At 75.2% G+C, this 19904-nt stretch carries 17 protein-coding genes and 1 pseudogene; 4 read left to right on the forward strand and 14 right to left on the reverse strand.

Annotated features, from left to right (window positions below):
* Positions 1-91: 91 nt before the first annotated feature.
* Positions 92-1180 (reverse strand): vWA domain-containing protein, encoded by a 1089-nt coding sequence (locus tag ACZ7KX_RS36090; RefSeq protein WP_470330189.1) that lies wholly within the window; start codon positions 1178-1180, stop codon positions 92-94.
* A 292-nt stretch (positions 1181-1472) separates the two neighbouring features.
* Between ACZ7KX_RS36090 and ACZ7KX_RS36095 the strand changes: the two genes are divergently transcribed.
* Positions 1473-2252: a hypothetical protein gene (locus ACZ7KX_RS36095; protein ID WP_470330190.1), complete on the forward strand. Its 780-nt coding sequence runs from the start codon at positions 1473-1475 to the stop codon at positions 2250-2252.
* Positions 2253-2670: 418 nt separating this feature from the next.
* A complete protein-coding gene (locus tag ACZ7KX_RS36100) occupies positions 2671-3492 on the forward strand; it encodes an RNA polymerase sigma factor (RefSeq protein WP_470330191.1) in 822 nt (273 codons plus the stop codon).
* Between the two features lie 86 nt (positions 3493-3578).
* Here ACZ7KX_RS36100 and ACZ7KX_RS36105 read toward each other — a convergent pair whose 3' ends face one another.
* The 3 genes from ACZ7KX_RS36105 to ACZ7KX_RS36115 form a co-directional block, all read right to left on the reverse strand.
* On the reverse strand, positions 3579-4328 hold the full coding sequence (locus tag ACZ7KX_RS36105) for a hypothetical protein (RefSeq protein ID WP_470330192.1): 750 nt from the start codon (positions 4326-4328) through the stop codon (positions 3579-3581).
* A gap of 420 nt (positions 4329-4748) precedes the next feature.
* Complete coding sequence (locus ACZ7KX_RS36110) at positions 4749-5510, reverse strand: SDR family NAD(P)-dependent oxidoreductase (RefSeq protein WP_470330193.1); 762 nt, start codon at positions 5508-5510, stop codon at positions 4749-4751.
* On the reverse strand, positions 5507-5929 hold the full coding sequence (locus ACZ7KX_RS36115; RefSeq protein WP_470330194.1) for a VOC family protein: 423 nt from the start codon (positions 5927-5929) through the stop codon (positions 5507-5509). The genes ACZ7KX_RS36110 and ACZ7KX_RS36115 overlap by 4 nt, the downstream gene beginning before the upstream one ends.
* Before the next feature lie 47 nt (positions 5930-5976).
* Here ACZ7KX_RS36115 and ACZ7KX_RS36120 point away from each other — a divergent pair, with 47 nt between their 5' ends.
* Positions 5977-6699 (forward strand): GntR family transcriptional regulator, encoded by a 723-nt coding sequence (locus ACZ7KX_RS36120; RefSeq protein ID WP_470330195.1) that lies wholly within the window; start codon positions 5977-5979, stop codon positions 6697-6699.
* Here ACZ7KX_RS36120 and ACZ7KX_RS36125 read toward each other — a convergent pair.
* The 4 genes from ACZ7KX_RS36125 to ACZ7KX_RS36140 are packed head-to-tail and all read right to left on the reverse strand — an operon-like array spanning position 6666 to position 13130.
* On the reverse strand, positions 6666-9128 hold the full coding sequence (locus ACZ7KX_RS36125) for a helicase associated domain-containing protein (protein WP_470330196.1): 2463 nt from the start codon (positions 9126-9128) through the stop codon (positions 6666-6668). The two genes, ACZ7KX_RS36120 and ACZ7KX_RS36125, sit on opposite strands and share 34 nt — an antisense overlap.
* 57 nt (positions 9129-9185) lie before the next feature.
* Positions 9186-9935, reverse strand: coding sequence for a VOC family protein (locus ACZ7KX_RS36130; protein WP_470330197.1), 750 nt, complete (start codon positions 9933-9935; stop codon positions 9186-9188).
* Positions 9936-9945: 10 nt separating this feature from the next.
* Positions 9946-11601, reverse strand: coding sequence for a hypothetical protein (locus ACZ7KX_RS36135; RefSeq protein WP_470330198.1), 1656 nt, complete (start codon positions 11599-11601; stop codon positions 9946-9948).
* A gap of 2 nt (positions 11602-11603) precedes the next feature.
* A complete protein-coding gene (locus ACZ7KX_RS36140) occupies positions 11604-13130 on the reverse strand; it encodes a condensation domain-containing protein (RefSeq protein ID WP_470330199.1) in 1527 nt (508 codons plus the stop codon).
* A 300-nt stretch (positions 13131-13430) separates the two neighbouring features.
* Here ACZ7KX_RS36140 and ACZ7KX_RS36145 point away from each other — a divergent pair, with 300 nt between their 5' ends.
* On the forward strand, positions 13431-13682 hold the full coding sequence (locus ACZ7KX_RS36145) for a hypothetical protein (protein WP_470330200.1): 252 nt from the start codon (positions 13431-13433) through the stop codon (positions 13680-13682).
* A gap of 35 nt (positions 13683-13717) precedes the next feature.
* On the opposite strand, the gene ACZ7KX_RS36150 is transcribed toward ACZ7KX_RS36145, so the two are convergent.
* The 6 genes and pseudogenes from ACZ7KX_RS36150 to ACZ7KX_RS36175 all read right to left on the reverse strand — a co-directional run.
* On the reverse strand, positions 13718-14416 hold the full coding sequence (locus ACZ7KX_RS36150) for a helix-turn-helix domain containing protein (RefSeq protein WP_470330201.1): 699 nt from the start codon (positions 14414-14416) through the stop codon (positions 13718-13720).
* A complete protein-coding gene (locus tag ACZ7KX_RS36155) occupies positions 14413-16713 on the reverse strand; it encodes a hypothetical protein (protein WP_470330202.1) in 2301 nt (766 codons plus the stop codon). The genes ACZ7KX_RS36150 and ACZ7KX_RS36155 overlap by 4 nt, the downstream gene beginning before the upstream one ends.
* A 7-nt stretch (positions 16714-16720) precedes the next feature.
* On the reverse strand, positions 16721-17311 hold the full coding sequence (locus ACZ7KX_RS36160) for a DNA-binding protein (protein ID WP_470330203.1): 591 nt from the start codon (positions 17309-17311) through the stop codon (positions 16721-16723).
* Between the two features lie 206 nt (positions 17312-17517).
* Complete coding sequence (locus ACZ7KX_RS36165) at positions 17518-18300, reverse strand: MerR family transcriptional regulator (protein WP_470330204.1); 783 nt, start codon at positions 18298-18300, stop codon at positions 17518-17520.
* Between the two features lie 186 nt (positions 18301-18486).
* Positions 18487-19608: a serine hydrolase domain-containing protein gene (locus ACZ7KX_RS36170; protein ID WP_470330205.1), complete on the reverse strand. Its 1122-nt coding sequence runs from the start codon at positions 19606-19608 to the stop codon at positions 18487-18489.
* Between the two features lie 127 nt (positions 19609-19735).
* Positions 19736-19849, reverse strand: a pseudogene (locus tag ACZ7KX_RS36175) (HD domain-containing protein); the annotation flags it as partial.
* Positions 19850-19904 lie beyond the last annotated feature (55 nt).

Genomic DNA, 19904 nt, shown 5'->3' on the forward strand with positions numbered 1-19904 from the left:
AGAACGCCAAACCGTTCAAGTGGACCAGGACCGCCGACCAGATCATCGACCGGATCTGCCGCTACTGCTCACGCATCTCCGAACCAGCTCACTAGAGCATGACCAGCAGCTTGGTGCCCGGGACCAGCTTGCGGTTGACGGACGTCGACTGGACGAACACGGTGTACGAGGGGTTGTCGCCGGGCTTCACCACGACCTCCGAGGCCGGCAGGCCGAGGAGTGCGCGGGCCGCCGGACCGGAGAACACCTTGCCCGTCATGCGGCCGGTGACCGGGTCCTTCTCGGCGACGGCGAGCTGCTTGCGGCCCTGGATCTTCTCGCGCTTGGACAGCTCGTAGTAGGCGCAGCCGGTCTTGTAGGTGTGCCCGGAACCGGTGACGAAGTCGCGGATCGGCATGGCCTCGTCGACCGGGACCAGGATGTACTTGCCGGCGTCCAGGGCGTCGAGGCTGGCCGTCACGTCGGCGCTGCTGAGGTCCTGACCCATGGTGAAGAGGTTCCGGGTGCCGCGCACGCCCTTCTCGCGGCCGCGCAGGAAGCTGGTGGCGGCCGTCTTCACGGTGCCGATGGCCTCCTCGACGCCCTTGGTGGAGTCCGCGTCCCAGATCGCGATGTTGCCCGCGGGGAAGCCGTACTCCTGCGCGGTTCGCTTGGCCAGGGAGTTCGGGACGAGGATCGCCGACGTCCAGTGGTCGGGGAGGTCGTCCATCGCGCCCTTGATGCGGCCCATCCAGGTCTTCAGGACGACCTTGCCCTCCCCGCCCGTGCGGGTGTGCATCGAGCCGACCTCCGAGTAGCCGGACGCGTTCTCCTCGCCGTCCGTCACGACGACCTGGAGGAAGGAGTGCTCGCCGTAGCCCTCCCAGATGTTCTTCAGGTCGTCGACCGACTTCACGGCCGCCTCGATCAGCGCCGTCGCGCCGTTGTCGACCTTGTAGAGGCCCCGCAGGGACGGCAGGTGCTTGACGTCCATGTCCCAGACCAGGTTGTGCACCTGGTGGTCGAACGCGTAGAGGCTGATCCGGGTCTCGTGGCCGAGCCGGTCGGACTCCTCCTGAAGCCCCTTCACGAATTCGTCCACCACGCGGATGAGCTGTGCCTCGTGCTGGCGCATCGAGCCGGACTTGTCGACCACGAGCGAAACGTGGTTGACCTTGTGCTTGATCCTCTTCGCGGACATGCTTCTCCCCTTTTCCAACACGCTTTTCGACGCCATTTCCGGCGCCTTCCAGCGCGCCCCTCCGACGTTGGTTACACACTACGGCGAGGCACTGACAGTCGGCCCTGACCTGGGAGTTCGCCCGGTCATCCGAAGACCGCCGGGCGAATGGATCCGACTCTTCGAGGTGCTTTTCACGACGCGCCGCGGGGCCCCCGGGAAGCGAATTCCGGGAACTCCGCTCCGCGGAGCGGATCCTGGGGCAGAATCGCCGGAAGCCAGGGGGAACGCGTCGAGGGGGGAAGGGTCAGGGATGGGGATCTTCAGCCGCAAGAACCGGGACCGGGCAACCGCACCGCAGGACACGCACCAGGACGCGCCGCCGCGGGAGGAACCGCAGGACGCGCCACCGCGGGAGGCAGCGCAGAACGCACCGCAGGACGCACCGCAGGACGCATCGCAGGAGGCACCGCCGGGCGGGCGTCGGGACGCGCTGCCGGGCCTGCCGCCGGAGCCGGTCGGGCAGGGCGGTTCCTGGATCTACGAGGTCGACGGCGAGTACTCCACGGAGACCTGGGCGCCGCCCGAGTCGATCCGGCGCTGGTGGGAGGTGGACCGCGACGGCAACGTCATCGGCGGGCCCGTCGAGAACGAGCACTTCGGCCCGCCCCAGGACGACCTCACCCGTGCGACCGACCCCGACGGGCCGCTGGGCTGGCTGACCGACCCGGAGACGGCCGTCCGCCAGTGGCTGGCCGTCGCGCTCGAACGGATCGTCGAGGGCGTCGAGATCCACTGGCTCAAGGTCATCGACACCCCGGTCGTCCTGGCCGGCAACGACGCGTCCGACTTCGCCCCGCCGGACTTCAGCCAGGACCCGCCGTCCCGGATCGGTGTCGCCGTCCCGGTCGGCTTCGGGGGCCAGGTGGACGGCCACGACCCGGCGGTGGCCTGGGGCCTGCTGCTGTGGGTGATGGTGACCGACGGATCGGACGAGAACCTGCAGAACGTCTGGCTCCGCTACGAGGTCGAGGTGGATCGCGCGGCCGAGAGCCTGCGCATCGTCCTCCAGACCCCCGACATCCAGTTCTGAGGGGGTGTTCCGTGCGGGCCTGCGGGGGCCTGCGGGGGCCTGCGGGGGCCTGCGCCGGACCTCCGCCCGGATCGGCCTCCGATGGGACATCGCGGCCCGGACGGTAAACGCCCGGGCCTGCGAACGCCACTTCCGGGCAGCCGCCCAGGCACCCGGACCGGGAGCCCGCCGAGGGCGGCCCGACCCGGAAGGCACACCGCATGACGGATCCCTGGACCCTGCTGCTCCTCCGCCCCGTACCCGCGGTGCCGGAACCCGCCGACGCCCTCGCCCGCCCGGCCCACGCCGAACGGGCGCCGGACCGGCCTGCGTCGGACCGGCCTGCGTCGGACGGGCAGCCGTCGAACGGGCAGCCGTCGGACGGGCAGCCGTCGGACAGGCCGGCGCCGGGCGGGGCCCGGTGAGCGGGGAGCCAACGATGCCGTTCGAGGAGGCGTACCGGCTGTACCACGGCCGGCTCCTGCGGGCAGCGCGCCGACAGGCCGCCGAGCTGGGCCTGTCCGAGCGGGACGCCGACGTCGAGGCCGTCGTCCAGGACACCTTCGAGGAGGCGCTGCGCGTCTGGGCGACCGTCAGGATCCCCTGGGCCTGGCTCTACACGGTGGCCCGGCGCCGCGTCGCCCGATGCGTCCCGGCAGCAGTACGCCGGGCGCACGGGGAACCGGCGCAGCACGCCGAGCAGGGGGCGGTCCGCTGGAGCACGGCCGCGCCGGCGGCCGACCCCGAGGACTTCGCCGCCGCGCGGGAGGTCACCGCCTTCATCCGGCGGATGCCGCAGCAGCGGCAGCAACAGGTGGCCTACCTCCGGTACGTCATGGGCTGGGACTTCACCGAGATCGCCGAGCAGCTGGGCTGCCGCCCGGCGACCGCGCGCGTCCACGCCCTGCGCGTGCGCAAACGCGTCGCCGAACTGGCGGCCCTGGGGCACACCGTGGACGAGGCGATGACGGCCGCGGACCGTGACCGCGGCTCGGTGTCGATCGACTTCGTCCTGGCCACCGGTGTCGCCTTCGGGGTCCTCGGAGTGCTCGTCCAGGCCGGGCCGCCGTGGGCGTTTGCGGTGCTGGGGGGCGTGTCGCTGGTCGGCCTGGTGGCGTTCCCGGTCCGGGCGCCGGCCGTGCACGAACACGAACGGCAGGACGGGCGGAGCGCGCCCCCCGAGGGCCGCGGTGACGCGGGCGGCCCGGAAGGGCGCTGTACGGGCGGCGGCGAATCCCGAGGGGCAGGAGGACCGCCCTGACCACGCTCTCCACCGGCCGCAGGACCTGCCCGGGCCGGCGCCGCCCGTCGGCCCGTCGCCCGTCGGCCCGTCTGCCCGTCTGCCCGTCAGCCCGTCAGCCCCTCGGCGGTCCACCAGGCGCGGGGGTCGTCGCAGCTGCCGACGACGAGCCGCTCGCCGTAGCCCTGCTCGACGAGGCAGCCGCCCCGGTGGGCGTGGAGCCGCAGCCGGAGGGAGGTCCGCCCGTCGGACGGGCCCGGCTCCGGGGGCCGCAGGGGCGCGTGGTCGTCCTCGACGCGCCACGCCTGGCCGGCGTCCTGCTGCCCGTCGTCGGGCCGTTCCCGGGAGAGGTAGACCGAGCCGTCCGGGTCGGCGGTGAGCAGGAGGGGCCCGCCCGCGTCGTCGTCCGTGCTCGCCAGCGGGGAGCGGACGGTCACCTCGCCGTCGGGGGCGGGCCGGACGAGCCATTCCTGGCCGTCCTCTCCGCTCTCCGGTATGGCGACCACCGCGGCGCCCTCGGCCGCGCGGGAGGCGTCGACCCCGGCCGCCGCCATGCGCAGCGACGCCGGCCAGGAGGTCAGGGTGCCGAATCCGCTCGGCTGCCGGGGCCCGGCCTCCGGAGGTGCGGCCCGCAGTCGGGCGGCCGGTTGCTCGGACGGGCTCCCGGTCCGGTCGTCCGGTTCGCGCAGCAGGGCTCCGCCGTGGCCGGCGGGCTGCTCGGGGCCGACGGTCGTGGCGGGTGGCGGTGCTTGCGTCCGCGGCGCCGCCGGGTTGTCCTGACGGATCATCAGGAGGCAGGTGAGCAGGGCGAGCGCGGTGGTGGTCTGCGCGGCGACGCGCGCGGGGCTGTGGGACAACTGGTCTTTCCTCCCCGGCAGTTCGGTATGCGGCGGGCGCCCGTGCCGCCGCCCGGACCGGGGTCCGCGCGGCGGCACGATCGGCGGCACGGGGGCCGGCCGCCGTCAGGCACCGTCCGGTATAACGGCCGGCGCGGCCAGGAGGGACGACTTCGCGGTGGCATCGGCCGGCGCAGTGGTGTCACCGGCTTCGCGGCCTGCTGCGATGCCGCACAGCGGACGGCGCCTGATCGTGCCGGAGCGGGGGCCGGGGAGCTCACCGACGGCCTCGATCCGCTCGGGCACGGCGACGGCTGCGGCGGCCCGGCGACACCGGCCCCACCGCGGCCCCGCACCGGCCCTGCAGCGGCCCCGCACCGGCCCTGCAGCGGCCTCCACCAGGCCTCCAGCAGCCCGACGACACACCGGCCCGCCGGGGCTTCACAGGCGCAGGTGGGACGCCCCGTTGAGGTCGAGGATGGTGCCGGAGGCCCAGGTGGCCTCGGGCGAGGCCAGGTAGAGCACGGCCGCGGCGACCTCCTCCGGGGTGCCGACCCGGCCGAACGGGCTCTGGGCGCGCAGGGCCTGCCCGGACGGGCCGGCCAGGCGGTCGGCGACCCGGTCGGTGGCGGTGAACCCGGGGGCGACCGAGGTCACCGAGATGCCGTGCGGGGCCAGGGCGACGGCCAGGGACTGGCCGAGGGCGTGCAGCGCGGCCTTGCTCGCGCCGTACGCGGGGTGGTCCGGCTCACCGCGGAAGGCCCCCCGCGAGCCGATGTGCACGATCCGGCCGGGTGCGCCGCGGGCGATCATGTGGCGGGCCACGCAGTAGCCGAGGTTCGCGGCGCCGAGCAGGTTGACGTCGACCATCTGCCGCCAGACGCGCTGCCAGTCCTCGTACGACACCTCGGCCACCGGGTGGGCGTTCGCCGCCGAGGTGGCCACGGCGGCGTTGTTGACCAGGACGTCGACCCCGCCGAGCGCCGCTTCCGCGTGCTCGGCGATGCGCTCGGCCGCGGACGGGTCGCCGAGGTCGCCGTCGACCAGGACGTGCCCCTCGCCGGGCAGCGCGGCCAGGGTCTGCTCGGCCTGCTGCCGGTCCGTCGCGTAGTGCACGGCGACGCGGTCGCCTCGCGCGGCGAACGCCTGCGCCACCGCTCGGCCGATGCCCCGGGAGGCGCCGGTCACCAGGACGCCCCTCATCGGGCGAACATCCGGGTCTCGTCGCGGAAGGCCTTGAACTCCAGGGCGTTCCCGGCCGGGTCGAGGAGGAACATCGTCCACTGTTCGGCGGGCTGCCCGGCGAAGCGCAGGGACGGCTCGACGACGAACGCGGTTCCGGCGTCGGTCAGTCGCCGGGCGAGGACCTGGAACGCGTCGACGTCCAGCACCAGCCCGAAGTGCGGTACGGGGACCGGGCGGCCGTCCACGGTGCCGTGCCCGGCGGGCTCGGGGCGGTGGCCGGCGACGAGGTGCGTCACCAGCTGGTGGCCGTGGAGGTCCCAGTCGACCCAGCCGTCGGTCGAGCGGCCCTCGGGGAGGCCGAGCACACTGCCGTAGAACGCGCGGGCGCGGGCCAAGTCGTCGACGGGGATGGCGAGATGAAAGGCGGGACGAGTCATGGTTCCCCACCTTGATCCCGGCACCCACTCAATGTCAACATTCGGACATGAACGATGAACCCCTGCGGAAGGCGGTCCGGCGCGGACTCGCCGACGAGGTCGCCGACCGGGTCCGCGACGCGATCCTCGACGGGCACTACCCGCCCGGCTCCCCGCTGCGCGAGGTCGAGCTCGCCGGAACGCTGGGCGTGAGCCGCGGGGCCGTGCGCGAAGGGCTCGCGCAGTTGCAGCGCGAAGGGCTGATCCGCACCGGCTGGCACCGGCCGACCACCGTCGTCGCGGCGACCGCCGTCGACGTCGAGGAGGTCTACCGCGTCCGCGCCGCGCTCGACCGGCTGGCCGCCGTCACCGCGATGCGCCGCGCGACGCCGGCCCAGCTCGACCGACTCGACCGGCTCGTCGACGAGATGGCCGCCGAACTGGCCGCCGGCGCCGGGGTCCCGCGCCTGCTCGCCCTCGACATGGCCTTCCACGACCGGATCTACGAGGCCGCCGGGAACGGCCGCCTCACCGCGGCCTGGCAAGCCGTGCGGTCCCAGGTGTTCCTCTTCCAGCTGCAGCGGGTCTCGCTCGCCCAGGGCGGGTACCGCGCACTGGTCGTCGACGAGCACCGCGAACTCGCCCGGCTGCTGCGGGCGGGCGGTGACGAGCGGGAGCTCGACCGGCTGGCCGCCGAACACGTCGACACCGCCCGCCGCAGCCTGTTGGCCCTGCTGGCGGACCGGCCGACGACCGGTCAGCCGCCCACGGAGCCGCCGGCGTCCCCCTGAAGGGCCCCGTGCCGGACGGCGCCGTGCGGGAGCGCGCCCTGCGGGAGGGCGTCCAGCAGTGCGGACTGCCGGGCGGTCAGCCTGCCCTCCGTCCGGGCCCGGTCCTGCTTGCGCAGCCAGGTGCCGGGGCGGAACGCCGGATCGGCCGGGCCGCCGGTGCGGTTGACGGGCCCGGTGAGGGTGCCGCCGCCCTCCAGGTAGGCGAGCAGGCGCCGGTACGAGCGGTTCCAGTCCGGCTCCAGCCGCCACAGCCCGTCCAGCGCGTCGAGCTTCGCCCCCTGCTCCCCGGCCAGGTTCTCGGCCCGGCGCTGGCGGCGCATCCACGCGCCCACCGCGTAGCCGTCCAGCTTGGCGGTCGCCGGGATCGCCAGGTGGCCGTGCCGGTGCTGGAAGGCCCTCGCGTACGCGTAGCCGCGTTCCCAGGCGCCCGCGTGCTTCGACCAGATCATGCCGAGCGCGTCCAGTTCGGACACCCGGGCGGGGTCGAGCAGGCCCTGGCCGCGCAGGTGGCGCTGCCGGGCGAGCCAGGAGACCAGCCCCCCGTGGGAGGTCCGGTCGGTGGGGTCGAGGTGGCCGTGCTCCAGGTGGAAGACCGCCGCCACCGCGTACATGCGCTGCCACTCGGCGGCCCGCGGGTTGAACACCCGGAGCTTCACGGCCCGCAGGATCGTGTCGGCGTGGTGCCGGGCGTCGATCCGCAGCCACTCGACCGGCGACTGCGGCGGCGGCACGGGCCGCTGCTCCGCCGCGGCGGCCTCCCCCTCAACGCCGTCCCTCTCAGCGCCGTCCCTCTCAGCGCCGTCCCTCTCAGCGCCGTCCCTCTCAACGGCCGCCCCCTCGACGGCCTCCTCGGGGCCGGTGACGGCGGCTGCGACTGCGGTGTGCTGCGGCTGGGCGCGGTGGGCGCGCAGCTCGGTGATCCGGCCCACCACCCGGGCGTCGTGCGCCGCCAGCGCCCGCAGGACCCGCCAGATCGTCCGGAAGGAACTCGCCTCGATCTCGGCGTCGGCCTCCGCCTTCACCGCCTCCCCCGCGTCGCGGACCTCGGCCGGGTCCGCGGCCGCCGTGTCGTCTCCGGCCGCCGGCGTCGGCAGGTAGACCGGGATGACCACCCATGACACCTTGCCCTGCCGGTAGGACTGGCGCAGCGCCCGGCCCACCGCCTGGACGATGTCGATGACGCTCGACTTCGGGTCGGCGAAGCAGACCGCGTCCACCGCGGCGATGTCGATGCCCTCCGACAGCAGCCGGGAGTTCGCGAGGATGCCGCACTCCTCGCCCTCCTCGCCGAGCCGTTCGCCGGTGTGTGCCTTGAACTCCTCGAACGCGGCCCGGCGTTCCCGCAGCCGGTCGGTGCCGGCCACCGCCTTCGCCCAGATCCGCTCCGGCCGGTCCGCGTCGTCGAGCAGCTCTGCCGCCCCCGCCAGGGTGCCGGCGAATTCGCGGGCCGCAGCCACCCGGGAGTGGAAGGTGATCACGCGGCGCAGCTGGAGGTCGGCGACCGCGCGCAGCACCGCGATCTGCAGGGCCAGGCGCAGCAGTTCCTCGTTGGTGCGCTGCGAGCGCAGGTCGGCGACGGCGGGCAGGTTGAGCAGGTCGCGCAGGTCCTCGTCCGTGACCACCGGCACCAGCACCCGGTAGTCGGCGAGGAAGCCGTGCTCGATGCCCTGCCCGAGGGTCCAGGTGTAGACGGTCGGGCCGTAGATCCGCTCGTCGTCCATCGAGCAGAGCGCGGGCAGGGTCTCGCCGGTGACGTCGTCCAGGCCCGCCGTCGCCGTCCGGTCGTCGGCGATCCGCGGCGTGGCGGTGCAGTACAGCTGGCGGACCGCGGGGACCTGCTCGTCGTCGTGGACGGCCGCCCACGCCTTGCCCTCGGAGCCGGCCGTACGGTGCGCCTCGTCGACGACCACCAGGTCCCAGGCCCCGAGCCCGAACTGCCGGTGGGCCTGGACGATCCGCTCCAGCGAGGCGTACGTCGCGTACACGGTGACCGGCTCCCCCGGGCCCGCCGAGGCGACCAGGTCCGCGATCCGCGCGGCCTGCGTGGACACCTCCGCCCTGACCCGGCCGCCCGCCTCCGCGCTCTCCAGCGCCTCCTCCCGCGAGCAGGCCGCCACCGCCAGTCCCCGCCGCCCGCCCCGCAGCGACCACGCCTCGGCCGTCTGCTCCAGCAGCTCGATCGTCGGCACCAGCACCAGCACCCGTCCCCGGGCCGCCAGTCGACGCGCGCACGCGGCCGCGATCAGCGTCTTGCCGGAGCCGGTCGCCGCCACCACCGTCGCGCGGCCGCCAGCCTTCACGGCCTTCACGGCGGCGGAGGTGGCCTCCTTCTGGAACCAGTGCAGGGGCACCGGGTTCACCGCCGGGGCACCGGGCGCCTGCCCCGGGACGGTGGTCCCGGTGGCGGCGGCGGTCGTCAGGGTGTCCACGGCGCGGGTCTCTCCTGTTCCTCTGATGTTGCTCTGTGACGGCCCGGGCGGGGTCCCTCAGGACGACGACGACCGGGCGAGGATGCAGAACTCGTGGCCCTCCGGATCGGTCAGGCACCGCCACGGGACGTCGCCCTGGCCGATGTCGAGGTCGTCGGCGCCGAGCGCCCTCAGCCGGGCCGACTCCGCCTCGTGATCGTCGGCGGGGTAGCGCAGCAGGTCGACGTGGACGCGGTCCGGCACGGTCTTCACGTCGGGCGTGCGGATGAACTCCAGGTACGGGCCGACCCCCTTGGCGGAGCGGAACACCGCACTGTCGTCGGTCACCTCGTGCAGGGTCCACTCCAGCGCCTCGCCCCAGAACCGCGCCATGGCCCGCGGATCCGCGCAGTCGACCACCACCGCGGCGATCGGCCCGGTGTCCCGGTACACCTCGCGGGGCTCCAGCACGCAGAACTCGTTGCCCTCCGGATCGGCGAGCACCGTCCACGGCACCTCGCCCTGGCCCACGTCGACGGGCGTCGCCCCGAGCGCCCGCAGCCGGGCCACCAGCTCCGCCTGGTGGGCCGCGGACGTGCTGGCGAGGTCGAGGTGCACCCGGTTCTTCACCGCCGTCTTGGGCTCCGGGACGGCGACCACGTCGACGCAGATCCGCTCCGGGTCCCGCCAGTCGATGCCGACGCGGCCGACGTTGGTCTCGCCGGGCTGCGCACTGGAGACGCTCCAGCCGAGCGCCTCCGCCCAGAACCGGCCGACGGCGGCGTCGTCAACGGCCTTGATGTTCACCAGAACGGGTCGAAGTCCCATACCGACGATCCTAGGGCCCGCCTTCGGACCCCCGTCGTCCGCCCGCAGGGCGGCGGGGGCGGGGACGGCGCGTCGGGGAGCGTCCCCGCAGGCGTGGGTTCGACGACGGCGGGCCCTGTGCATCCGCCCTGACGCCGTCGGGGCCGCCCGCCGGGAGCGGCAGACCAAGGAGCGGCGGACCGGGGAGCATCGGACCGGGGACCGGCAGCCCGGTGGCGGCGCCGGTGAGGTGGCGGTGGATGCCGTCGAGGAAGCGGCCGACGGTGCGGCCGGCGGTGCCGGTGTCGGGGTGGCGCGTGCGCAGGAACAGGCCGTCGCGGGTGCGGGAGAACCAGAGCTGGACGGTGTCGGTGACGCTGGCGCGGCTGAGGTGGTGCGGGTTGCGCGCCCGCGGGGGCTCGCCTGTGGTGCTGACCGTGCGGTAGTCCAGGTGGGAGAGCATGAAGACGTCCCCGCCGGTGGGCCGCAGCCGGTCGCCGAGCGCGGCGACCGTCTCGCCCAGCGGCAGCCCGGCCGTCTCCCGGGAGCGGCGGAACGCCGCCCGGGCGGCGGGGAGCGCGGCGGTGAGGGTGCCGACGCCGCCGAGGTCGAGGGTCAGCGGCGCGACGGTGGTGAACCAGCCGATCGAGCGGGCCGTCTGCGGTCGGTGGCGGGTGTGCAGGGGCACCAGCAGCCGTAGGGGCGCGGGCGCGCCCGCGGCGCGGACCGCCAGCGCGGTGGCGGCGAGCAGGCCGGTGAACAGGGTGCCGTCGGCCTGCCGACAGCGGTGTTCGAGCGCCGCCGTCCCGGCTGCGTCCAGGAGGCGACGGTGGTCGCTGCGCTGGGGCGACGCGCTCCCGCCGGGGTCCGTGCCGAGCGGCAGGGGGAAGCTCGGCAGGGCGCCGTCGCCCTCGGCGAGGAACTCCTCCCAGACGTCCAGCGCGCGGGCGCGGGCGCGGTCGGGGCCGCCGGGGTCCGGCGGGTGGACGGTGCGGCCGCCGGGGTCCGGCGGGTGGACGGTGCGGCCGCCGGGGTCCGGCGGGTGGACGGTGCGGTGGCCGCTCGCCTGTCCGGCCGTCGGGGCGAGGCGGGGCGTGCGGCCCCGGGTCAGCGCGTCGAGGATCTCGGTGAGCTCCTCGGCGGCGATCGCCAGTGAGTGGGCGTCGGCGTGGCAGTGGTCGAACCCGCACACGACCGTCGTGCTCGCCTCGCGCAGGACGGCCGCGCAGGCGTACGAGGGCCAGGCCAGCGGGCGGCAGACCCGGTCGAGGAGCACGGTGAGCCGCTCCCGTACGCCGTGGTGGTCCAAGTGGTCCTGCTCCTCGCCGGCGCCCACCTCGGCGACGGTGAAGGCGAGGGAGTCCGTGGGGACGGCGAACCGTTCCACCCGGTCGTCGGGGCCCGTCCGCAGTCCGCTGCGCAGGGTCGGGTGGCGGCGGGCGAAGCGGGTGAACCCGGCGGCCAGCACGGCGGGATCGGCCCGGAACGGCAGGTCGAAGGCGCACGCCAGCCAGTTGCGGGCCTGCGGACGGTGCAGCGCGGAGGCGAGGTGGAACCGCTCGTTGGCACCCGGCGGTTCGCCGGTCGCCCGGGCACCCGCCGCCGCGGCCACCGTCGCGGCCGTCGGCGCCAGGACGACCAGCCGGCCCGGGGGTGGCCGGTAGTCGTCGACCGTGAGGACGTGCACGCTCACACCCCGCCGACCGGGGCCGGGGCCGACTCCATCGGGGCCGCCCGGGGAACCCCCACGGCCGGTGGCGGCACGTCCTGCGGCCCGTACTCCGCGGTGTCCTGCGGCCCGTACGCGGCAGCGCCCTGCAGCCCGTGCGCGGCAGCGCCCTGCGGCTCGCCGACGGCGGCGTCCAGGATCCGGCGCAGGTGCCGGACGTAGCGGTGGACGCTGTCTCGCGCGACCGGGTTGTCGGGGTAGGCGACGGTCAGGCGCAGCCCCTGCCACAGCCGCCACAGCCAGACGGACACGCCGCTGACCGGCGCCCCGGAGCCGAGGACGCCGAACCGGGCGGCGGTCCAGTCCCGGGAGCCGGGGGTGTGCCGCAGGTCGACGTAGGAGAGCACCGGCGGCACCGTGTTCCCGAGGGCGAGGGCCGCGGCCGGGTGCAGTTCGAGCACGCGGGCGGGTGACACCTCGGCCATGGCGTGGGCGCGGCCGAGCGCGTCGTGGGCGGCCCTGGCGGTGGCAGTGAACGACCGGCCCCGCGGGACCGGGAACTCCACGGGCACCAGGTTGACGAACCAGCCCTGCGCCGCGTGCCAGCGCCGCTCGCCGCGCGTGTGGGCGACCATCAGCCGCCGGTAGTGCGAGGTACCGGCGAGTTCGTGCTCGGCGAGGGCGAGCGCGCCGACGGCCCCGGCGGCGAAGCTGCTTCCCCCGCGGCGGCAGGCCCCGGCGAACACCTCCGCCTGCGGGAGGTCGAAGAGGTCGACGGTCTCGTACACGGACGGGTGCCTGCCTCCGGGGTCGACGCCCAGGGGCAGGGCGAAGGAGGCGGGCAGCCCCCGGCCCAGGAAGTCGACCCACCGGGCGGCCGCGGGGTGGGCCGGGTCCAGCGCGGCGTTGCGCCGGGCCTCGGCCACGCAGTAGTCGAGGTGGCTGCCGGTCTCGGGCAGCCTGGCGGGCGCCCCGCCGGTCTCGGCGGTGTAGAGGGCGCGGATCTCGGAGAACACCCGTGCCAGCGAGCAGCCGTCGGTGTGGGCGTGGTCGACGGCGAAGAACAGCGTGGACTTCTCGTCGCGCACCACGGCGCCGGCCACGAAGCCGGGCCACGTCACCGGGTTGATCGCCTCGGCGAACCGTTCATGCATCCACGTCCGGACGGCTTCCCCGCTCGCGCGGACGCCGAGGCCGACCGGACGCACCGTCACCGCCTGAGGGGGCAGCAGACGGCGCGTCAGGCCGGCGCCGTCGGCGGTGAACCAGGTCCGCAACGCGTCGTGCCGGCGCAGCCACGCCTGCCATGCCCGGGCGAGCGCGCCGACGTCCACCCGCCCCGGCAGGTCGAAGAAGGTCGCCAGCCAGCCGTGCCCTTCCTCGGGTGCCGTGAGGTAGCGCCGCACATGGGTGGCCTGGACGTCGCAGGCACCGACGGGATGGGCGGGCCCGCCGCCGCCCGCCAGCGCCGACGCCGGTGCGGACGCCCGGAACTCGACGAGTTCGCCGGGCTCGGTCAGGTAGTCACGGATCGGGAACACCAGCACCGTGCTTCACGCTCCTGTTCACGCAGACGTTCGTCCGCACCGTTGGTCGACAGTGCGGGGCTGCCGTGAACGGCCTTTCCTCCCATGGCCGTTCACCCACCCGGACAAAATCCGTCACGACGGGACCGACGACCGCCCGGTGGGGCGGGGGCTCGACGCGGGCGGACCGGGGAACGCCCACGCAGCCGAGGCCACCGCGTACCGCCGCGTCGGCGGTCGGTGCGGCAACGATAGGGGCGGACAACGGCTCCGCCGGTGCCGCCACTCCGTCGGGGCCGGAGCCGGCTCGCCGCCGCTCCTGTGACCTCGGAGCATGCGCTCGGCCGTCGCCGCCCGTACGCGCAGCGCGGCAGCCTCCTCGTGCTGCCCCCGGTCGGCCAGGATCCGGGCCCGGTACTCCATCGCGTACCCGTCGCCCAGTTCCTCGGCGCGCAGGAACGTCCGCACGGTCCGCTCCACGTCGCCGTGGTCCCGGAAGGCCACGCCCACCCCGCCGAGCACGGGCGCCCGTTCGCCGGATGCGTCGACGCCGAACGCTCACCGGCCGCCTGAAGCGCTCAGTCACACCCGGGCGACCGGGCGGGCTGCTACGCGGGCACCCAGGCGCGGACCTCCAGGTAGCCGATCTCGGCGTCCTCGACGGCTCGGCCGGTCTCGACCAGCCAGGCCCGCATCGCCTCGGTGACGTCCCCGTGGTGGGCGGCGACCCGCCGGGACCACTCGGCGGCGTCGAACCCGCCGGTGCTCGCGGAACCGTACGTGCGTTCCTCGGTGCCGTCGGCGCGGGGAACGAAGCCGCGGCGCAGGCCCGCCGAGTCCTCGGTCGAGCCGGCCGACATGGTGAACTGGTCGGCGCGCATCCGTACGGTGAAGGCGAGGCGGCCGCCGGCCCGGCCGGTGGCGTGGACGACGGGGGCGAGGTGGGAGGCTCCGGAGCGGATGGCCTGCCGCCCGGCGCGGCCGGCCATCGACCCGCCCTCCTCGCCGACCACGTCCTTGCCCCGGACGCGGGCCCGCTGCCCGGTCCTGGTGCGACGGCGCTCGACGTTCTCCTGCGCGATCCCGGTGAGCGCCTCGGTGTCGCGCTCGCCCCCGCGCACCGCCCGTACGACCTGGCGCAGGGCGTCGACGAACGCCGCGCCCTTGCCCTTGGTGAAGAACTGCGACACCAGCGAGGCGTCGCGGCCGAGCATCCTGGCGACCTGCCGTTTGGTGAACCCCTGGTCGACGAGCTCCTGGGTCAGGCGGGCGGCCTCGTTGGGGTGTTGCGGGTCGGCCGGGCTCACCGGTCACCTCCGGCGGCGGGTTCGACGGCGCGGGCGGCGGCGAGTTCGGCGCGGCCCCGGGCGCGCAGCTGGAGGTACTGCTCCTGACCGGTCGGGTGCGGGACGGGGCCGCTCAGGTGGCCCTTGAGCAGGTAGTCGCCCGGCTCGCCCCGGTACGGCCACGGCTGGCGCTCCGTCAGCGCGATGCCGTCGGTGCCGAAGTACACGACCGTGCCGGGCCTGGCGTGCAGGGCGCCGGCGACGCCGACGACCTCCTTGCCCTGCCGGTACTTCATGTCCAGCAGGGCGGCCCGCGCCCCCGACCACACGAAGGCGGCCCACTCGGGGTGGGCGTACGGGTCCCGGGAGAACCCGGCCTGCCGCTGCCACGTCACCACGGCGCCGTCCTGACCGAGGATCTCCACCCCGGCGGGCAGCGTCTCGCCGACCGGTGTGGTGCCGGACACCAGGCGGGGGCGCTGCGCGAAGCCGCCGAGGCCGAACAGCAGGACGGCGCGGACGGCGCGGGAGGCGAGGTAGGCGGCGGTGCGCTGCCGCTCGTCGGCGTGCGCCCTCGACAGGCCGGTCAGGTCCGCCCAGGCGGCCTTCAGCCGCTTGCCCCAGTCGTCCAGCGGCTTGCCGTCCTCCCACACCAGGCCGCCCAGGACCTCGATCCGCCACGGCCCGAGGTGGTTGGCGAGCGCGAGGTGGACCTCCGCCCCACCCGCCCAGGTCGTGAAGGTGGCACCCGGCTCCGACGGGTAGATCCAGGCGCGGTCGCCGGTGACGGGGGCCGGGAGCAGGCCGACGTGCTCCCACCCGGCCGGGACGGTGACGCGGACGTTCCAGTGCGAGCAGGACATCAGGGCCTTGGTCTGCTCGGCCTCGGTCATCGCGGCGAAGGCCCGCGCGGTGATCCGCTGCGGGGTGCCGACCGGGGACTTCCACAGGTGCCTGGCGTAGGCGAAGGTGCGGTCGTACTCGACGAGCGCGGGCAGCTCGGCCGGGACGCGCGGCGGCAGGATCAGCTCGGTGCGACCCTGGCCGGCGGTCGCGTGCAGCAGGCCGCGCAGCTCCTCGGACAGCACCGGGAAACCGCCGGCGAACCGGCCCTTGACCGGGACGGTGCGCGACCACAGGTCCCGTCCGGTCTGGCTCGGCGAGCCCATCAGGACGACGTCGTCCCAGTGCCGGCGCAGTGCCTGCCACAGCAGCTTGAACGCCTCGCGCACCGTCACCACGTCGGCGCCGTCGGGGTCGAACCACTCCCCCACCGACCGGATCTCGGTGCTGTCGCCGTCGGGCGCGGTGGCGGGGGCGTACCGGCCGACGGGCTGGCGCTGGTGCACGAAGTGCCCGGCGAGCCGGTCGCGGCCGGCGCCGACGGCGGTGGTCCAGCGCTCGGAGGGGGTGTTCAGCCAGGCGGCGACGGCGTCCTTCAGCGTGCTGTACCGCTCGGCGCCGTCGTGCCAGGGGGCGCCGGCGGTGATGTAGACCCGCTCGGTGCCGGGGGCGGCGGCCAGCACGGCGTCCAGGATCTCACCGGGCGTACGGGCGCCGAGGTCGAGGCGCACGACCCGGTCGCGCACCGCGAGGTCGCCGGTCGCGGCGTCCAGGAACACCGTGGCGCGGGCCTGCTGGACGAAGTTCGGTCGCTTGGACAGCAGCCCGGTGGTCACGGCCTCGAACCGGTCCCCCGCGGGGCCCTCGGGGACGGTGGGCAGCTCGCGCGGCCCGACCTCGGGCACCGCGGGCGGGACGGCAGCGACCGGAGCGACCGGAGCGACCGAGGCTGCGGATTCTCCCGACGTAGTCGCGGAGGTGGGGGCGGGTGGTGTGGCAGGCGCTGTCGCGGGTGCAGCAACGGCGGGGCTCGCGGCCGCGGGGGGCTCGACAGCGGAGGCCGCCGGGCGGGTCAGCGCCGGGGCCACCGCGGGCTCTGCTTCCGGCTGCGGCTGCGGCTGTTGCTCCGGCTGCGGCTGCGGCTGCTCCGTATGCGGCTCGGCCACGACGACGGCCTGCTCGGGCTCTGCGACGACAACCTGCTCGGGCTCCGGGGCGGCGCGGACGGCGGACGGGGTCGGGTCCAGCACCGGGGCGAGCCGCACCACGTCGCCGAGCGTCAGGCCGGCGGCCTTGGCGATGGCGTCGGCCTTCGCGCCCTCGAACCCCGCGAGCCCGGTGACCCGGCGCGCGCGCTGGGCGGCGAGCTTGTCCAGTGCCTTCCGGGCGGCCGCGACCGCCTTCTCCGCGGCGGTGATCTCCGCGCGCAGCTCCCGCAGTCCGGCGAGCTCGGCGGTGTACGTCTTGCGGTCCATCAGCGGGTCACTCCCCTTCCGCGGCGACGACCGCGGCAGCAACCGCGGCAGCGACCGGAGCGGTGGGAACGTAGGCGATCGGCCCGCCGGACACCGACGGCAGGCGGGTGCCCAGCAGCAGATCGGCCAAGCGGGCGTCCTGCGGGTCGGCGGGGCCGACGGCGTTGGCCGGGGCGGTGAGGTCGGTCAGGCGACCGGCCAGACGGGCCGCCGGGAACCGGAAGCGGGCCGCGGTGCCGGCGGCGCCGTCGGACTCCCACGGCGTCAGGCCGGTCAGCACCGCCACGACGAACCCGGTCACCGTCACCGGCAGCACCCCACCGGCTGCGACCCGGGCCGGATCGCACCGCCACCAGCCGGACAGCGAGGCCAGCAGCTGCGCGTCGCCCAGCGCCGTCCCGAAGCCGACCCACTCCCGGCCCGGCTCGTCCACCCTCCTGAGCGCGTCCGACCGCAACACGGCCACCTCCGCCGTACCGAGCCCGCCGAGGTCCGCGACCGGCCGGTCCTGCAGGGCCTGCAGCGCGGCCAGCGGGAACACCTGCCGCCCCGTTCCGCGCACGCCGGGGACCACTCCGGTGGCCATCAGCTTCTTCACCGTCGGAATGGAACACCCCAGCACCGACCCGGCCTGCCCGGTCGTCACGAACACACCCAGACCTCCACGCCCATGCCTCTGCAGCTGACTCCAAAGACTAGTCCACCCCGCGCTTTCCCCCTGGCAGGCACCCTGCGGCTCCGCCTCCACCCCCGACCGGAACGGCTGACGCCCCCTCCGCAGTGTGGGCGTCCCGCCTCCGGTCGTCACCGGTGGGGAGCGGGTACGCCCGCGGCGCGGAGCCGGGCCTCGGTGAGGGCGGTCAGCCGGGCCGACACCGGTGCCCGGTCGCCGCGGTGGTCGTTGATCAGCCGGTACTGGGCGCCGGCCCCGCGCCAGGCCCGCCGGTCGGCCGGGTCGCCCAGCAGTGCGGGGTTGGCGAGGTAGTGGTCGGCCATGGCGGTGGCGAGTTCCTCGATCCTGGGGTCGTCCGGCTCCCAGCCCTCGGCCTCGCAACCGCGTTTGACCAGTTCCACGTACCCGGGGTCGTCGAGGCGGTGTTCGAGCCGGGACAGGAAGCCGTCGAAGCCCTCCGGCACCATCGCCCGGGCCAGGACCAGCGCCTCGCGCTGCGCGTCCACGTAGTCGGGGCCGAAGCCGAGGCCGGGCATCCGGTCCAGCAGCGCGCAGGCGCGTTCGGGCAGCAGGGCCCGGTCGCCCTCGGCGAGCCGGTACAGCGTGTCGCGGCGCGCGCTCAGCTCCTCGATCCGCTCGGTCAGCCGCCGCCCGACGTCGGCGAGGGCGGCGGCGAACTCCCCGGTGTCGCCGTCCGCGTCGAGCAGGGGCCCGATCTCGGCCAGCGGCACCCCGGCGGCCGCCAGCGTGCGGACCTGCACCAGCCGCAGCAACTCGGCAGACCCGTACCGCCGGTAGCCGGAGGTGTCCCGGGGCGGTTCGGCGACCAGCCCGTTCTGGTGGTAGTGCCGCAGTGTCTTCACCGTGACGCCGACGAAGGCCGCCGCCTGTCCGATCGTGACGCCGTTCACCATCTGCTCGACCTGCCTCGGGTTCGTGGTGGAGGGGCCGCGCCGGCCCTGCACGGCGCGGCCGCGGTTCGCCTGCGACGGTCGGGGCCTCGGCGCACGGCCGAAGGGCCGAGCGCGAGGGCAGAACGGTCCCCTCGAAGCGTACGGGCTTCCATGCCTCGTACGGACATCCGTGCCCCGTACGGGAGTTCAGCCCGTCGGCTGTGCCGGGTCGGCCCGCCTGCCGCGGAACACCTCGCCGACGAGCCGCTGTTGGGCGTCCCGGAACGCCGGGGCGAGGGACAGGTCGGCGTCGTCCACGTAGTTCAGCCCGGCGGTCAGGGTCGTGCGGCCGTCGGGGGTGGCGTACATCAGCGCCGCCGAGCCGATGGTGGCGCCGTTGTGGTGGTGGACGGTGCCGACGCCCGGGCCCATGTCCTGCGTGAACAGCCCCAGGCCGTAGCCGATCGTCGGCTCCGGGGTGCGCATCTCGGCCAGCAGGTCGGCCTGCAGGAGCCGGCCGCCCATCAGCGCGGAGACGTACGTGTGCAGGTCCCGGGTGGTCGAGATCATGTCCCCGCCGGCCCCGACCCAGGACGGATCGTGCCGGGTGATGTCCACCGTCCGCTCCCGCCCGGCGTGCTCGTAGCGGTAGTAGCCGTGGTTGTGGGGCTCGGGCACCTCCGGCGAGGTGCCCGGCGCCACGGTGCCGGTCAGCCCCAGCGGGCTCACGACCAGCCGCCGCAGCTCCTCCGCGAACGGCCGCCCGGTGACCGCCTCGATCACCAGCCGCGCCAGCACGTAGTTGGTGTTGGAGTAGCTCCAGCCCGTCCCCGGCGCGAACCGGGCCGGCCTGGACAGCGACAGCCGCACCAGCTCTTCCGGCCGGTAGGTGCGGAACCGGCCGTCCACCCACTCCCTGCCCCGCCACGGCACGCCCGGCACGACCGTCCCGTCCTCGCTGAGCTCGCCGGTGTGGCTGAAGACCCCGCTGGTGTGCTGCAGCAGCATCCGCACCGTGATCCGACGGTCCAGCCCGAACGCGGGCAGGTAGCCGTCGACCGGCGCGTCCAGTGCGACCCTGCCCTCCGCGACCAGCATCAGCACGACGGTCGCCACGAAGCTCTTGGTGACACTGCCGATCCGGAAGTGCCCGTCCGCCGACGCCTGCGCGCCCCCGTCCGGCTCCCGCACCCCGGCACTGCCGACCCACTCGCCCCGCTCGTCGTTCACCCGCAACTGCACTCCGAGGAAGCCGGACCGGACGATCTCCTCGATCGCCTCGCGCAACTCCGGACGGTCCTGCCCCTGCTCGGACGAGGTGGTGGACATGTCGCTCCTTCACAGCAGTGGTGCCCGACTCCCCGCCGGGCCGCTGCCCCGAGCCTCCACCCCGCCCCAGGGTCAACCTCAACGGTGATCCGGCTCACACCTCCCGGCGCCCGGGCAGCAACAGGTGTCACTCCGGCCAGGCGGAGCCCTGGATGACCTCGACGACGTCGCCGCGCTCGAAGCCGGGGACGAAGTGGGCGAGGACGTCCGCCTTGACGTCGCCGAAGGTGCTGTCCGGGCGGTCCGTACCGACCGCCACCCCCGCGTCGCGTCGACCGCGCCAGCTGACCCTCCCT

It is taken from the genome of Kitasatospora sp. NPDC038210 (assembly GCF_055600605.1).

Coding starts and splice junctions, on each gene's coding strand:
- ACZ7KX_RS36120 (WP_470330195.1), top strand. CDS start 5,977: ATGAACGATGAACCCCTGCGGAAGGCGGTCCGGCGCGGACTCGCCGAC.
- ACZ7KX_RS36165 (WP_470330204.1), bottom strand. CDS start 18,300: ATGGTGAACGGCGTCACGATCGGACAGGCGGCGGCCTTCGTCGGCGTC.
- ACZ7KX_RS36170 (WP_470330205.1), bottom strand. CDS start 19,608: ATGTCCACCACCTCGTCCGAGCAGGGGCAGGACCGTCCGGAGTTGCGC.
- ACZ7KX_RS36110 (WP_470330193.1), bottom strand. CDS start 5,510: ATGAGGGGCGTCCTGGTGACCGGCGCCTCCCGGGGCATCGGCCGAGCG.
- ACZ7KX_RS36155 (WP_470330202.1), bottom strand. CDS start 16,713: ATGGACCGCAAGACGTACACCGCCGAGCTCGCCGGACTGCGGGAGCTG.
- ACZ7KX_RS36095 (WP_470330190.1), top strand. CDS start 1,473: ATGGGGATCTTCAGCCGCAAGAACCGGGACCGGGCAACCGCACCGCAG.
- ACZ7KX_RS36100 (WP_470330191.1), top strand. CDS start 2,671: ATGCCGTTCGAGGAGGCGTACCGGCTGTACCACGGCCGGCTCCTGCGG.
- ACZ7KX_RS36115 (WP_470330194.1), bottom strand. CDS start 5,929: ATGACTCGTCCCGCCTTTCATCTCGCCATCCCCGTCGACGACTTGGCC.
- ACZ7KX_RS36130 (WP_470330197.1), bottom strand. CDS start 9,935: ATGGGACTTCGACCCGTTCTGGTGAACATCAAGGCCGTTGACGACGCC.
- ACZ7KX_RS36090 (WP_470330189.1), bottom strand. CDS start 1,180: ATGTCCGCGAAGAGGATCAAGCACAAGGTCAACCACGTTTCGCTCGTG.